This window comes from Pseudomonas sp. GM55 (assembly GCF_000282395.1).
Lineage (GTDB): Bacteria > Pseudomonadota > Gammaproteobacteria > Pseudomonadales > Pseudomonadaceae > Aquipseudomonas > Aquipseudomonas fluorescens_CC.
Map to the genome: position 1 here is coordinate 57,554 of NZ_AKJJ01000140.1, position 14,667 is coordinate 72,220.

Below are 14,667 nucleotides of genomic sequence, written 5' to 3' on the forward strand. Positions count from 1 at the left end.
TCGGCTCTCAGACTTTTAGTAATTCATTGAATGCGCGGGCGCGGCGGGTTACTTCAGCGGTGCTCTCGGCGCCAAACAGGCCATGCACCACGGCCAGCAGATCGACCCCATGAGCCACCAGCGGGGCGGCATTGTCCAGGGTGATGCCGCCAATCGCGCAGATCGGCAAGTGCAACTGCTTGAGGGCCTGGTCGAGCAGGTCGAGGCTGCAGGTCGGCGCGCCGGGTTTGGTATTGGAATTGAAGAAGCGGCCGAAAGCGACATAGCTGGCGCCTTCTTTGGCCGCTTGCTCGGCGAGTTCGAGTTGCGCATGGCAGGTTGAACCGATGATCGCCTGGCGCCCGAGCAGTGCACGGGCCGGCGTCAGCGGGCCATCGGTCTGCCCCAGGTGTACGCCCACGTTCAGGCGTGCCGCCAACTCGGCATCGTCGTTGATGATCAACTGCGTCTTGTAGCGTTCGCACAGCTCGCGCAAGGCTTCGGCCTCGCGCAGGCGGCGGGCTTCGTCACTGCTCTTGTCGCGGTATTGCAGCAAGGTGACGCCGCCTTCCAGCGCCGCCTCCACGTACTTGAGCAACTTACCGTCCAGCAAATGGCTGTCGGTAATGGCGTACAGGCCACGTAGTTTCATTGGTCAAGCCTCACCGCATTACAAATGGAAGTTACGAACAGAAATCCAGTGGCAAACGGCGCGGCACGAACTGGCCTTTGCCCAACTGCTCGGCATCGCGCAGGGTGCGCCACGTGTAGTTAAGCGCGGTCTGCACGGCGCTGGCGAGGTTTTCACCCTGGGCCAGACGACCGGCCAGGGCGCTGGCCAGAGTGCAACCGGAACCGTGATAACTGCCGGGCAGGCGCTGGCAGGTGTAGGTTTCGCGCAGGCCATCGCGGCTGTACAGGCGATTGTGGATTACGGTTTCGTCGCCATGACCGCCGGTGATCAGCAGGTGTTTGACGAACGGCAGGAGTTTTTCAGCGCACTCGTCCGCGGTGCCTTCGGGCAGTTCGGCGAGGATTCGGGCTTCGGGAAGGTTAGGGGTCGCAATGATCGACAAGGGCAGCAGGCGTTCGCGCATGGCGTAGCCGACTTCGTCCTTGCCCAGGCGTCCGCCGCCGCCGGCGCGCAGCACCGGGTCGCAGACCACCGGCAAGTGCGGGTGCGCCGAAAGCAGTTCGACCACGGTGTCGACCATTTCCAGGGAACCGAGCATGCCCAGTTTGACGGCCGCGACTTCGGAGTCGTTGAGCACGGCATTGGCCTGGGCCAGTACCCACTCACGGTCGAGGACGCGGAAGTCAGTGACATTGACGGTGTCTTGCACGGTCAGGGCGGTGACGGCCGGAGCCGCATGGCAACCCTGAGCGAGCAGGGCTTCGATATCTGCCTGCAAGCCGGCGCCACCACTTGGGTCGTGGCCGGAGAGACAGAGGACAACGGGGCGAGAGCTGTAGATATTCATGGTGCGCGAGCTTACCACCAAACGACGTTTTTCGGGTGTAGCGACAGCCAGTCCGGCTGTTCGCTCGCCACGGTGACTCATCAGCCACAAAATGTCTTCTGGTGATTGCTCTGAAACGCCCGTCCTAGAGCCTTTATAGGAAAAAAATCAATGGTGTTTAATGGCCATCAACGGCTATGCTAGAGTGGATCCAAACCAATAACAGGTGATACCGGTTTTACGTCTGCTCAAAAGGAATGGGGGGCTTCCTGACAGAACCGGACAGGCCACGCTGGGGCTTCAATGCGCTATTTGCTGATGTTGCTGTTGTGTTTGCCCCTCCTGGCAAACGCCGTCGAGTTCGATGAGTTCACTCAAAGCCTCCCCCTGGGCCGAACCCTGCAGGTCTACGAGGACGCAGGTGGTCAGGCGACCATCGCGGATATCCGTGCGCAAGCGGCGGCCGGCAACTTCAGACCGCACCACAATGAGACGCTCAACGCCGGGTATTCGCGTTCGGTGTTCTGGCTGAAAGTCGACCTGCATTACCGTCCGGCCAATCCGGCGGCGCAACGGACCTGGCTGCTGGAACTGGCCTATCCACCCCTCGATCATCTCGATCTCTATTTGCCTGATGCGGCTGGCAACTATCAGTTGGTCAGGCAGACCGGCGATGCTTTGCCGTTCGCCAGCCGCGAGGTTCGTCAGAACAACTATTTGTTCGACCTGACGTTCAAGCCTGACCAGGCCGAAACCCTATTCTTGCGATTGCAAAGCGAAGGCTCGATCCAGGCACCGGTAACCTTGTGGTCGAGCACGGCCTACCTCGAAGAGCAGCCCGTGCGCATCTATGTGCTGGGGCTGATCTACGGCGTGCTGTTGGGGATGCTGGTCTACAACCTGTTCATCTACCTCAGCGTGCGCGACACCAGTTACCTCTACTACATCTTCTATATCGCCTCGTTCGGTTTGTATCAGCTGTCGGTAAACGGGGCGGCCGTGCAGTATTTCTGGCCGGACAATCCCTGGTGGGCCAACGCCGCGACGCCGTTTTTCATCGGCTGCGCAGGGCTGTTCGGCAGTCAGTTCGCCCGCCGTTTCCTGCAAATGGCGACCCACAGTCGCTGGCTCGACCGCTTGTTGCTGGCGTTGGTTGCCTTTAGCGCACTTGTCGTGGGCCTGTCGTTGATGACCAGTTACGCCCTGGCCTTGCGCCTGGCCACGGCACTGGCGCTGACGTTCACCGTGGTGATTTTTGCCGCCGGGATCTTTGCCTGGCTGCGGGGCCTGCGCGTCGCGCGGTATTTCATTATTGCCTGGTCGGCGTTTTTGCTCGGCGGCATCGTCAATACGCTGATGGTGCTGGGATACCTGCCGAACGTGTTCCTGACCATGTATTCCAGCCAGATCGGCTCGGCCATCGAAGTGGCGTTGCTGTCCCTGGCGCTGGCCGACCGCATCAATGACATGCGCGAGCAGCAGGCGCAAACCCTGTTCGACGCCAGCCAGAAACTTGAAGGGCTCAACCAGCAACTGGCTCGCAGTAACAGGCTCAAGGACGAATTCCTTGCCACCCTGACCCATGAACTGCGCACACCCATGAACGGTGTGATCGGTTCGCTGGAACTGATGCAGACGGTCGAAATGGACCCGGAGCTGGAGCAGTATCAGCAGACGGCTTCGGGCTCGGCGCGGGACATGATGCGCATGGTCAACGGCATCCTCACCCTCACCGAATTGCAGGCCGGCAAACTCAAGGCCTCGGCCGACACCTTCAGCTTGCGCGGCATGGTCGAGGCACTGCGCACGCAGTTCGAGGGCAACGCATCGGGCAAGTCGCTGGACTTCAAGGTCGATGTCGCGCCAGGTGTGCCGGATCGCTTGTACGGCGACAACGTCAAGATCGCGCAGTGCCTGGAATGTCTGTTGGATAACGCCATCAAGTTCACCCGGGTCGGCGGCCTGGCCTTGCGGGTGACCGGCAAGGCCATTGAGCCCGACCGGCTGGCGTTGACCTTTGCGGTGATCGACACGGGCATCGGCTTCACCGATTTGGGGGAGGCCACGATGTATCAGCGGTTCTTCCAGCTCGATGGCTCGATGACCCGTGAATACGGCGGCCTGGGTGTTGGCTTGGCAATTTGCCGACAGTTGGTCGAGTTGCTGGGTGGACGCCTGACTCATCGCTCCGAACCAGGACGCGGCAGCCGGTTTCAGCTTGATGTGGAAGTCGGGCTGCCGGTGGTCGAACGTCCGGTGGCGCCGTTGATGACCCGAGACTTTGCGCGCCTGCGCTTGCCCCAGGATTGTGCCGTGCTGTTGGTGGATGACAACGGCATCAGCCAGTTGGTGATGCGCGGCATGTTGCTCAAGCTGGGGTTTCGCGTGCGCACGGCAGACAGTGCCGATGTCGCGCTCGATCTTTTGCAGCGCGAAGTGTTTGACGCGGTGCTGGTCGATAGTCAGTTGCCGCTTCAGGACGGTGCGTCGGTGTGCTGCCAGATCCGTGCGTTGCCGGGTTATGCCGAACTGCCGCTGTTCATGATCGCCCTGGGCGGTGACCGTGAGCGCTGCCCGACCGGCGCGGTGATCGATCACTTGAGCAAACCGGTGAAATTCGAAGACTTGCAGGCCGCGCTCTACCGCCGTGTGCTTTGTTCGCAACAGGGCGAAAGCGCCGGCAGTTAGGCGGATATGACACTTTGATCGGCTGGGGGGCGGTGCTTAACTGAAGTCCCTTGGCCAACCAAAGGAGTCCAGTCATGAACCTGCATCAGTTCGCCGAAACCCACGAAGTCACCAATCAGCCACCGTCACTGGACGGCGCCAACCTGTACCGCATCGACTTGCCGTTGCAGGAATGGTCACGACGCTTCGGGGCCGGTTGGGCCGAATCGCGGATCGACGCCTATGGCGCGCTGGCCGGCGGCCCGTTGATGGAAGCCGGGTTCCTGGCCAATCAGAACAAGCCGGTATTCAACAGCCATGACCGCTTCGGTCATCGCATCGACCTGGTGGAGTTCCATCCGGCCTATCACCAATTGATGCGCACGGCGGTCGAGCACGGCCTGACCTCGCTGCCCTGGGCGCACCCGCAGGACGGCGCCCATGTCGCTCGCGCTTGCATGTCGTATCTGCACAGCCAGGCAGAAGCCGGCAGTGGCTGCCCGTTGACCATGACCTTCGCCAGCGTTCCGGCCATGCGCCTGCAACCGAACCTGGCCGAAAAGTGGCTGCCGAAAATCCTCGCCACCGAATACGACCCGCGCAACGTCGGTATGGCCCACAAGGCCGGGGTCACCATCGGCATGGCCATGACCGAGAAGCAGGGTGGCACCGATGTGCGGGCCAATACCACCAAGGCGTATCCGGTCGGTGCCAGCGGTCCGGGCCAGGCCTATGAGTTGGTGGGGCACAAGTGGTTTTGCTCGGCGCCGATGTGCGACGCCTTCCTGACACTGGCGCAGACCGACAAGGGCCTGACCTGTTTCCTGTTGCCGCGTCATCGTCCCGACGACACGCGCAATCAGTTCTACATCCAGCGCCTGAAGAACAAGCTCGGCAATTGCTCCAATGCTTCCAGCGAAGTGGAGTTCCGCGGCGCACTGGCGTGGATGATCGGTGAAGAGGGGCGTGGCATTCCGACGATCATTGAGATGGTCGCCATGACACGCTTCGATTGCATGGTCGGTTCCAGTTCGCTGATGCGTCAGGCGCTGACTCAGGCCAGCCATCACTGCGCTCACCGTTCGGTTGGCGGCAAACTGCTCAGCGAACAGCCCTTGATGCAGAACGTGCTGGCGGATCTGGCGCTGGAAAGCGAAGCCGCCCTGGCCTTGAGCCTGCGCATGGGCCGGGCGCTGGATCATCTGGACGATTCGCAGGAAGCCAAATTCGCCCGACTGGTGACGGCCGTGGGCAAGTACTGGATCTGCAAGCGGGCGCCAGCCATGATCAACGAAGCGGCCGAGTGCATGGGCGGCGCGGGTTACGTCGAAGACAGCATCCTGCCGCGGCTCTATCGTGAAGCACCGGTGAATTCGACGTGGGAAGGTTCCGGCAACGTGCAGTGTCTTGACGTACTGCGTGCCCTGTCGAAAGAACCGGGTGTGCTCGACGCACTGTTCAGCGAGTTGGGCGATGGTCATGGCGACAAGCGCCTGGCTGCGCACATCCATCAATTGCAGGCGGCCTTCAAGGACACCAGTGACATCCAGTACCGTGCCCGGCAGTTGACCGAGGACATTGCGCTGGGGTTGCAGGCCAAGTTGTTGCTGGAAGCCGGGAACGAGGTGGTCTGTGACGCCTTCATCGCCAGTCGTCTGGAGGGCGGCGGTCGAGTGTACGGTGCGTTACCACGAGGCCAGGACGTGGAAGCGATTGTCGCCCGCTCGACTCCGCAGGGCTTTTGATCACGGTTGATCCAGCGCTGCAAACAACTGTGGGAGCGGGCTTGCCCGCGATGACGGACTTACAGTCGACATCTATGGTGTCTGACACACCGCTATCGCGGGCAAGCCCGCTCCCACAGGGTCTTTCTGCAATTCAATGTATTGCCCAAACGCCACTGTTCCCGTGAAGCGACGATGCAGGCAAGATGAAGGTCTGCAAGTCAGAACACAGGATGCTGATCGTGACCGAAGCTTTTATTGTCGTTCAAACCGCCGAGCAAGCCGTGGATCGGCTTGCACTCTTGCACAATCGTGCAACCACCGCGCTGAGTCAGGCGCTCAAGCGTTACCTCAAGGACCGTGTCGAGCCGGACGCCGAGCAGCGGGCGCTGTTCCGTTATCCCGAACTGCGCCTGACCTACCATTGCCAGGGCGAAGTCCCGCAGACCACCCGTGCCTATGCCAAGGTCCAGCTGCCGGGCACCTACAGCGTCACTGTCACCCATCCATCGGCTTTCCGTAAGTACCTGCTGGAACAGCTGGTTCCACTGATGCACGACTTCACCGTGACCGTGGAAGTCGGGGTCAGCGAGCAGAACATCCCGTATCCGTATGTGGTCGAGCAGGGCGATGAGCTGGCGGGTTCCGGTGTCACCGCTGCCGTGCTGGCGCGGGTGTTTCCGAGTACCGACCTGTCGGCTGCGACCGATGGCATTGCCGACGGTCTGTACGACTGGGAAAACACCGATCCGCTGCCACTGGCCCTGTTCGATGCCGCACGGGTGGATTTCTCCCTGCGCCGACTGGTGCATTACACCGGCAGTGACTGGCGGCATGTGCAGCCGTGGATTCTGCTGACCAACTATCACCGCTATGTCGACCAGTTCATCGTCCATGGTCTGGAGCAGCTGCGCAAAGACCCGCGCTTCGTGCGCATGGTGCTGCCGGGTAACGTGATCATCGAAAAGAGCATGGATCACGGCGAAGCCTCGGCCATTGCTGCCGGCGTGGTCTGGCACCGGTATCAGATGCCGGCCTATCACCTGATCGCCAGTGACGGCCACGGTGTGACCCTGATCAACATCGGTGTCGGCCCGTCCAACGCCAAGAACATCACCGACCACCTGGCCGTTCTGCGCCCGCATTGCTGGCTGATGATCGGTCACTGTGGCGGCCTGCGTCAGTCGCAAACCATCGGCGACTATGTGCTGGCCCACGCTTACATGCGCCGTGACGGCATTCTCGACCGGGTGGTGCCGCCGAACATTCCGATTCCGGCCCTGGCCGAAGTGCAGCTGGCGCTTCAGCAAGCGGCGGCCAACATCACCGGCGAGAAGGGCGACGAACTGAAGAAGCGCCTGCGCACCGGCACCGTACTGACCTACGACGACCGTAACTGGGAATTGCGCTGGGCGCAGGAGCGGCCGCTGATCAACCTGTCCCGCGCCGTGGCGGTGGACATGGAAAGCGGCACCATCGCCGCCCAGGGTTATCGTTTGCGGGTGCCGTACGGCACGTTGCTGTGCGTATCGGACAAACCGCTGCACAGCGAAATCAAGTTGCCGGGCTCGGCGAACGCCTTCTATGAGCGCGCGGTCAGCCAGCACTTGAAGATCGGTATCGAGGCGGTGGATCTGTTGCGTACCGAACTCAACTCACTGCACTCGCGCAAACTGCGCAGCTTCGACGAGCCACCGTTCCGCTGATTTGTCGATGGTCATTTAACGGTCGGGCTACTAGCATTAGCAGCCCTGACCGTTAGATGTTGTTTTGCCCATGTCGCGTCCATCTCGTCCACCTTCCCGCCGTCCTGGCGCGAAACCATCCCCATCAGCCCCGCGCCGTGTCGCCAAGGCGCCACCGGCCGAGCCGAAACTGATCCTGTTCAACAAGCCGTTCGATGTACTGACGCAATTCAGTGACGGCGAAGGGCGCGCGACCCTCAAGGATTACATCGATGTACCGGGCATCTATCCGGCCGGACGGCTGGACCGCGACAGCGAAGGCTTGTTGCTGCTGACCAACGACGGTCAGCTTCAGGCGCGGATCGCCGACCCGAAACACAAACTGGCCAAGACCTATTGGGTACAGGTCGAGGGCGAGCCGAGCGTCGAGCAATTGCAGCGCTTGCGTGACGGGGTTGAGTTGAATGACGGCATGACCTTGCCCGCCGAGGCGCGACAGCTGGACGAGCCCGAGCTGTGGCCGCGCAATCCGCCGGTGCGCTTTCGTAAAAGCGTGCCGACCAGTTGGCTGGAGTTGGTGATTCGCGAAGGGCGCAACCGACAGGTGCGGCGCATGACGGCTGCGGTTGGTTTGCCGACGTTGCGCCTGGTGCGGGTCAGAATCGGTGACTGGACGATCGAAGGGCTCGATCAGGGGCAGTGGAAAGAAGTGCCGGCGCGCTTATAACGTGCCGGATTCGATCAGGCCGATGACCACACTTTTGATCACGAATGCAGCAACACCCAGGCCCAGCACGAAAAACAGGATGAAAGAGCCAAAGCGCCCGGCCTTGGACTTCTTCGCCAGATCCCAGACGATGAAACCCATGAAAATGATCAGGATCGTGACCAGTCCGGTCATCATCCACTCTTCGAATACTGCAGGATCCATCGAACATCTCCAGCGCAGGCGAGGCTAAAAGGGCGCGGCGAGTATACGCCGCACTGGCTTCGTGCAGTATTGGCCTGCGTCGGTGTGTCGCAGTCATTCGTCGCCTGTGCGGGCCTCTTCGCTGGCAAGCCAGCTCCTACAAGGAGTACGAAATACCTGTAGGAGCTGGCTTGCCAGCGAAGGCGTCGTCAGCTACGAAGATGAGTCAAAGGAAGTTCGGTGCTATTGAGCACCTGGTTCAACACAAAGCTCGAGCGCACGCTGGTCACCCCTTCAATCCGGGTCAGATGCCCCAGCAGCAGTTTCTGGTAGTGGTCCATGTCCGGCACCACGACCTTGAGTTGATAGTCGGCATCCATCCCGGTCACCAGGCTGCATTCGAGCACTTGGGGTAAGGTGCGGATGGCTGCTTCGAAGTTTTCGAAACGCTCCGGCGTGTGACGGTCCATGCCGATCAGCACATAGGCCGTCAGGCTCAGGCCGAGCATTTTGCGGTCGAGCAGGGCGACCTGACGGGAAATGTAGCCGTCGTCTTCCAGTTGCTTGACCCGCCGCGAGCACGGCGAAGGCGACAGGCCGATGCGCTCGGCCAGCTCCTGATTGGAGATGCGTGCATCGCGCTGCAATTCCGCCAAAATACTCAGGTCGTAACGGTCGAGCTTGCTCATCAATCAATCCTTTGTCGTAACTATTGCGACAGATTATCTATCCAGGGTTAAAAATTGCGCAAGTGATGTTTAATTCAGCAATCTTCGCAATCCTCTGCCGGCGCTCCCGGCCTATTCTTATCACCAGAATCACTGCTCGGACAAACAGTCCAGTGCGGCTCGCCCAATCAGGCCCGCCGCGGTCGCCACCCCCACAGGGGACGTGCCGGCCCCCGAGCTGCACACTGTCCAGAAGACGGCGTGAGGTGAGCCGACGTCAAAAGCGTCGAGCCAGGACGAAGTTCTCCAAGGGGAGGCCGACGGGTCTCCCCTTTTTCTTGCGCGCAATTTACTGCCGTGAATTGACGCTCAGCCCTCAATAAATAAGTTGCGTGACTGATAACCTCTAGCAGAACCGGCCCGTGCTTTCCCAGTCTTATGTACAGGCCCTAACCCGCAATGAGGAAAAGCATGAAAGCGCGCATCTGGCGTTTGGCCGGTGTTGGTTTGCTGTGTGTCAGTGTCACTGCGCAAACGATGGCCGATGAGCCGCAAAACCATGGCCGTGATGGCGGGCAGCACGGCCAGGATGGACATCAGGATGGGCATCAGGGCGGTAATCAGGGCCATGGTGACAACAACCAGCCGCCTCCGCAAAACGGCCAGCCGCAGAACCAGCCGCGTGCGCAGAACAACGACAGTCGCCAGTTCGAGCACAACGGCCAGCATCAACATCAGAACAATGCCCAGTGGCAGAACCGTCCAGTACCGGATTTCAACAGCCCGGTTCGCTCGCCGCCGCCACCACCGCAGTTGCCGGCCAATGACTTTCCGATCCAGCCCCGCCCCGACACCGTGCGCCAGACCCAGCAGCCGCAGCGTGGTTACTACCAGGACCAGCCGCACCGCAACGATTACAACCAGCGCTGGGGCGGCTACATGGGTGCACCGACCAATTACAATAACTGGCAGGGACACCCTGAGGGGCGCGGTAATGGCTGGGGACCCGGGCCGAGGTATCGCCCAGGCCAGGTGATCGACCGCTTCCCTGAGCGTAATTACCGCGTGCCTTACCGTGGCATGGATTATTACTATTCCGCCGGTTACTGGTATCGCCCGCTCGGCCCGCGCTATGAGGTGGTGCAGCCCCCGCGCGGGATTCGTGTTCGCTACCTGCCCGATTATGCCCAGCAGGTATGGATCGCCGGGACGTTGTTTTTCCTCGCGGCCGGTTCGTATTACGCCTACCAGGAAAGCACTCAGGATTACGAGGTGGTCGAGCCGCCGTTTGGCCAGGCGCAATCGCAACCAACAGCCGCCAGCAATAGTTATGACGTGGAGGCGTATCCGGCCAACGGTCAATCGCCGGAGCAGGTCAACCGGGATGGCTACGAGTGTTATCAATACGCGGTGCAGCAGAGTGGTTTCGATCCACGAACCGCCACCTATCAGCCAGACCCGTCGGTGGTGCAAACCTACCGACAGGCACAGGGCAACTGCCTGAGCAGTCGCGGTTATCAGGTGAATTACTGAGCCCGGGCGGCTTTCACCACTTCCCGCGGGTCGGCGTGCACCAGCACTTCGGCGCGCGGGTAGGCGCTGTGAATGGCCGCGGCCGCCTGATCGCTGATGCCGTGGGCGACTGACAGCGTCAGTTCCCCCGGCAACTCCAGATGCAACTGCACAAACCACTGGTTGCCGGAGATCCGCGTACGCAAGTCATGCGCACCCAACACGCCGGGTACGCTGCACGCCAGCTCCAGCATGTGCTGGCTGACATCCGGTGGCAGTTCTTCATCCATCAACACCGCAAAACTCTCCCGGGCGATCTGCACCGCGCTCCAAAAGATATAAGCGGCGATGCCCAGACCAAACCAGGCGTCGACCTGATGCCAGCCAAACCCGGCCAGTACCAGCGCCAGCAGAATGCTGCCGTTGAGCAACAGGTCCGAACGGTAATGCAGCGAGTCGGCACGCACGGCATTGGAGCCCGTGGCCTTGATCACCCGATGTTGCAGCATCAGCAAGGCCAGGGTCAGGGCGAGCGAGAACACAATCACCCCGATACTGATCCACGGCGCGCCGACCGGTTCGGGATGCTTCAGCCGATCGTAGGCCTGCAACGCGATCAGCACCGCACTGCCACCAATGAACAGCGCCTGGGCCATGCCCGCCAATGACTCGGCCTTGCCGTGCCCGTAGCGATGATCATCGTCGGCGGGGCGCAGGGCGTAATGCACCGCCAACAGGTTGAGCAACGACGTGACGCCGTCGAGTGCCGAGTCGGTAAGCCCGGCGAGCATGCTCACCGAGCCGCTCAGCCACCAGGCGATGGCTTTGGCGACGATCAGGGTGCACGCCACCGCCACCGAGGCACGGGTCGCCAGCCGCAGCAGGCGGGCGTGTTCGGAGCTGGAGGTCATAGTGGCCATTGTTCCTTGAAGAGTCCTTTCGCGCGCAGGGATTACGCGGCTGGTTGCAGGCCGAACATCGCCAGTTGTTGGGCGCTGCCTTTGCTCTGGATCAGGCGTGGATCGTCCAGCGGGAAGCTGCGGCCCAGTTCGCTTTCCAGAATAGTCTGCAACTTGCGGTTATCGACCTTGCCGTCGGGACCGATGGCGTCCTTGAGTTTCTGCGGGTCGACCTGGGCGGTCTTGCCCGGCTCGAAATAAATCGCACCGGTGGCGAAGTCCACGGCAAACGCGATCAGGCCGGGAATGATGTAGAACAGCAGGCCCACGGCGTCGAGCGCGGCAATGGCCGGGTCGATCTTGCCTTCGATCTGGCCACGGCGATCGGGGTAGAAGATCGAACCGCAGGCTGTCACTTGAGTCAGCAAGGTTGCGACCAGAACACCGCCAATCAGGCGAAAGGGAGCACGCATATGAAATCTCCTGGGTAATCTCGAAACGAAACGTCGTCGATATGAATTAAGACCCTGACGAGCGCCTTGCAGTTCGCCGTTATACTCGCGGCTCTGTTTTGGAGCCAGCATGATTTCTTTGCCGATTGATGAAGTTTTACCCGCCCTGCGTGAAGCCCTCGCTACACGCCACGAAGCCGTGCTCGAAGCACCGCCCGGCGCCGGTAAGACCACCCGCGTGCCTTTGGCCTTGCTCAACGAGCCGTGGCTGGCCGGGCAGACCATCCTGATGCTCGAACCCCGCCGGTTGGCTGCGCGGGCAGCGGCGGAGCGACTGGCCAGTGAGCTGGGGGAGAAGGTCGGCGAAACCGTGGGCTATCGCATTCGGCTCGACAGCAAGGTCGGCCCCAACACCCGAATCGAAGTGGTCACCGAGGGTATCCTCACCCGCCGCCTGCAGGACGACCCGGCGCTGGAAGGCGTGGGGCTGCTGATCTTCGATGAGTTTCACGAGCGTAGTCTCGATGCCGATCTGGCTCTGGCCCTGAGCCTCAATGGTCGCGAACTGTTTCGTGATGACCAACCGCTGAAAATCCTGCTGATGTCCGCGACCCTGGAAGGCGAGCGCCTGGCCGGGTTGCTCGACGACGCGCCGATCCTGCGCAGCGAAGGGCGCATGTTCCCGGTGGCGATGCGTTGGGGGCGGCCGTTCCAGGCCGGTGAATTCATCGAGCCGCGCTTGGTGCAGACCATCCTTGAAGCCTTGAACGACGAGACCGGCAGTGTGCTGGTGTTCCTGCCGGGGCAGGCGGAAATCCGCCGCGTGCATCAGCAACTGGCCGATGCGCTGGGTGATAACCCACAGGTTCTGTTGTGTCCGTTGCACGGTGAACTGGACCTGACGGCGCAACGGGCGGCAATCGATCCGGCACCGGCAGGCAAACGTAAAGTGGTACTGGCCACCAACATCGCCGAGACCAGCCTGACCATCAACGGCGTACGAGTGGTGATCGATGCCGGGTTGGCGCGTGTGCCGCGCTTCGACCCCGGCAGCGGCATGACTCGCCTCGACACCCAGCGCATTTCCAAGGCCAGTGCCACCCAGCGCGCGGGCCGGGCCGGGCGCCTGGAACCTGGCGTCTGTTATCGCTTGTGGTCCCAGGATCAGCACGAGCAATTGGCGGCCTATGGCAGCGCGGAAATCCTTTCGGCGGACCTCGCCGGACTGGCCTTGCAATTGGGGCGCTGGGGCGTGACACCCGGGCAACTGGTGTGGCTCGACGTACCGCCGGCCGCCGCTTATGCACAGGCCCAGGATCTGCTCGAGCGCCTGGGCGCACTGGAGGGCGAAGCGCTGACCCGTCACGGTCAGGCCATGGCCGAACTGCCAGCGCATCCGCGCATTGCGCATTTGCTGTTGCGCGGCCAGGCGCTGGGGCTGGCGGACATGGCCTGTGAAGTCGCGGCACTGCTCGGCGAGCGCGATATCCTGCGCGGCGGCGGGGCGGACTTGCACAGCCGACTGGTACTGCTGTCTGGCGAAGAGCGCGCCGCGCGCGGTGCTCAGGGCGGCGTGCAGCGCGCACGGCAACTGGCGCGGCAGTATCGTGGTTATCTGCGTGGTCAAGCATCGGAACCGGTCAGCGATCCCGAGCATCCGCGCTGGTTGGGTGCGTTGCTGGCGCTGGCCTATCCCGACCGGGTCGCCCAACAGCGGCGCGCCGGTGGTGCGGAGTATCGCCTGGCCAACGGTCGTGCAGCATTGTTCGCCGAGGCGGACAGCCTGATGAAGCAACCGTGGCTGGTGATCGCCGATCTGGGCAGTCGCCAGGGTCAGCGTGAGGAGCGGATCTATCTGGCGACGGAGTTCGATCCGGCGTTGTTCGATTCGGTACTGGCCGAGCAGGTGCGCTGCGTCGATCAACTGGATTGGGATGAACGTGAAGGCGTGCTGCGGGCCGAGCGCCAACGCAAGGTTGGCGAGTTGATCCTCAGTCGTGAACCGCTCACCGGCCTCGACGAAAGCGCACGCAGCCAGGCGCTGGTGAATCTGGTGCGGCGCAAAGGGCTGGAGCTGTTGCCTTGGACGCCGGAGCTGCGTCAGTGGCAGGCGCGTGTCGCGTTGTTGCGGCAACTGGACCTCGCCGGCAAGGGCGAGAGCGAGTGGCCGGATGTCAGCGACGGGGCGTTGCTGAAAAGCCTGGAACACTGGCTGATGCCGTATCTGGGCAAGGTTTCCCGGCTCAGTCACTTCGCCAATCTGGACCTGTCGAGCATCGTCCACAACTTGCTGCCGTGGCCGCTGCCGCAGCGGCTGGACGAGCTGGCGCCGCATCATTTGAGTGTGCCATCGGGCTCGTCGATTCGTCTGGACTACAGCGAACAGCCGCCGATTCTGGCGGTGCGTTTGCAGGAGTTGTTCGGCCTGGCCGAAACCCCGCGCATCGCCGGGGGCCGGCAAGTGGTCAAGTTGCATCTGTTGTCCCCGGCGCGGCGGCCGGTGCAGGTGACGCAGGATCTGGCCAACTTCTGGCGCAGCACCTACGCCGAGGTGAAGAAGGATTTGAAAGGGCGGTATCCGAAGCATTACTGGCCGGATGATCCGCTGGTGGCCGAAGCGACTGCGCGGATCAAACCGCGGAAATAAATCAAACGCCAGCTACACGCATTCATTGTAGGAGCCGGCTTGCCGGCGAAGGCGGTCTTGAGCC

Annotated in this window: 12 protein-coding genes; 6 read left to right on the top strand and 6 right to left on the bottom strand. The window is 61.9% G+C overall.

Translation table 11 applies throughout. From position 1 onward, the window contains the following. Positions 1 to 7 precede the first annotated feature (7 nt). On the bottom strand, positions 8 to 631 hold the full coding sequence (thiE, locus tag PMI31_RS27250; RefSeq protein ID WP_008022970.1) for a thiamine phosphate synthase: 624 nt from the start codon (positions 629 to 631) through the stop codon (positions 8 to 10). A gap of 31 nt (positions 632 to 662) precedes the next feature. Further along, a complete protein-coding gene (locus PMI31_RS27255) occupies positions 663 to 1,460 on the bottom strand; it encodes a hydroxymethylpyrimidine/phosphomethylpyrimidine kinase (RefSeq protein ID WP_008022971.1) in 798 nt (265 codons plus the stop codon). 282 nt (positions 1,461 to 1,742) lie between these two features. Between PMI31_RS27255 and PMI31_RS27260 the strand changes: the two genes are divergently transcribed. The 4 genes from PMI31_RS27260 (at position 1,743) to PMI31_RS27275 (ending at position 8,242) form a co-directional block, all read left to right on the top strand. Then, entirely contained in the window at positions 1,743 to 4,127 is a 2,385-nt protein-coding gene (locus tag PMI31_RS27260; protein WP_008022972.1) for a hybrid sensor histidine kinase/response regulator, read from the top strand. A 74-nt stretch (positions 4,128 to 4,201) separates the two neighbouring features. Next, positions 4,202 to 5,851, top strand: coding sequence for an acyl-CoA dehydrogenase family protein (locus PMI31_RS27265; RefSeq protein ID WP_008022973.1), 1,650 nt, complete (start codon positions 4,202 to 4,204; stop codon positions 5,849 to 5,851). A gap of 185 nt (positions 5,852 to 6,036) precedes the next feature. Continuing rightward, the gene (gene amn, locus PMI31_RS27270; protein ID WP_177323584.1) at positions 6,037 to 7,536 is read left to right on the top strand and encodes an AMP nucleosidase; all 1,500 of its coding nucleotides are present in this window, start codon (positions 6,037 to 6,039) and stop codon (positions 7,534 to 7,536) included. Positions 7,537 to 7,606: 70 nt separating this feature from the next. After that, complete coding sequence (locus PMI31_RS27275; protein WP_008022975.1) at positions 7,607 to 8,242, top strand: pseudouridine synthase; 636 nt, start codon at positions 7,607 to 7,609, stop codon at positions 8,240 to 8,242. Here PMI31_RS27275 and PMI31_RS27280 read toward each other — a convergent pair. Beyond that, positions 8,237 to 8,446 carry a DUF2788 domain-containing protein gene (locus PMI31_RS27280; RefSeq protein ID WP_008022976.1) on the bottom strand — a complete coding sequence of 70 codons (210 nt, stop codon included), beginning with the start codon at positions 8,444 to 8,446 and terminating at the stop codon, positions 8,237 to 8,239. The genes PMI31_RS27275 and PMI31_RS27280 overlap by 6 nt on opposite strands. A 188-nt stretch (positions 8,447 to 8,634) precedes the next feature. After that, positions 8,635 to 9,114 (bottom strand): Lrp/AsnC family transcriptional regulator, encoded by a 480-nt coding sequence (locus PMI31_RS27285; protein WP_007937367.1) that lies wholly within the window; start codon positions 9,112 to 9,114, stop codon positions 8,635 to 8,637. A gap of 450 nt (positions 9,115 to 9,564) precedes the next feature. Between PMI31_RS27285 and PMI31_RS27290 the strand changes: the two genes are divergently transcribed. After that, positions 9,565 to 10,626, top strand: coding sequence for a DUF6515 family protein (locus PMI31_RS27290; RefSeq protein ID WP_008022977.1), 1,062 nt, complete (start codon positions 9,565 to 9,567; stop codon positions 10,624 to 10,626). On the opposite strand, the gene PMI31_RS27295 is transcribed toward PMI31_RS27290, so the two are convergent. Together PMI31_RS27295 and PMI31_RS27300 are read right to left on the bottom strand one after the other, a co-directional pair. Continuing rightward, positions 10,620 to 11,516, bottom strand: a complete 897-nt coding sequence (locus PMI31_RS27295) for a cation diffusion facilitator family transporter (protein WP_008022978.1) — start codon at positions 11,514 to 11,516, stop codon at positions 10,620 to 10,622. The two genes, PMI31_RS27290 and PMI31_RS27295, sit on opposite strands and share 7 nt — an antisense overlap. Positions 11,517 to 11,557: 41 nt before the next feature. Next, positions 11,558 to 11,977 carry a hypothetical protein gene (locus tag PMI31_RS27300; protein ID WP_008022979.1) on the bottom strand — a complete coding sequence of 140 codons (420 nt, stop codon included), beginning with the start codon at positions 11,975 to 11,977 and terminating at the stop codon, positions 11,558 to 11,560. Positions 11,978 to 12,086: 109 nt separating this feature from the next. Here PMI31_RS27300 and hrpB point away from each other — a divergent pair, with 109 nt between their 5' ends. Continuing rightward, positions 12,087 to 14,603, top strand: a complete 2,517-nt coding sequence (hrpB, locus tag PMI31_RS27305) for an ATP-dependent helicase HrpB (protein ID WP_008022980.1) — start codon at positions 12,087 to 12,089, stop codon at positions 14,601 to 14,603. Positions 14,604 to 14,667: the final 64 nt, after the last annotated feature.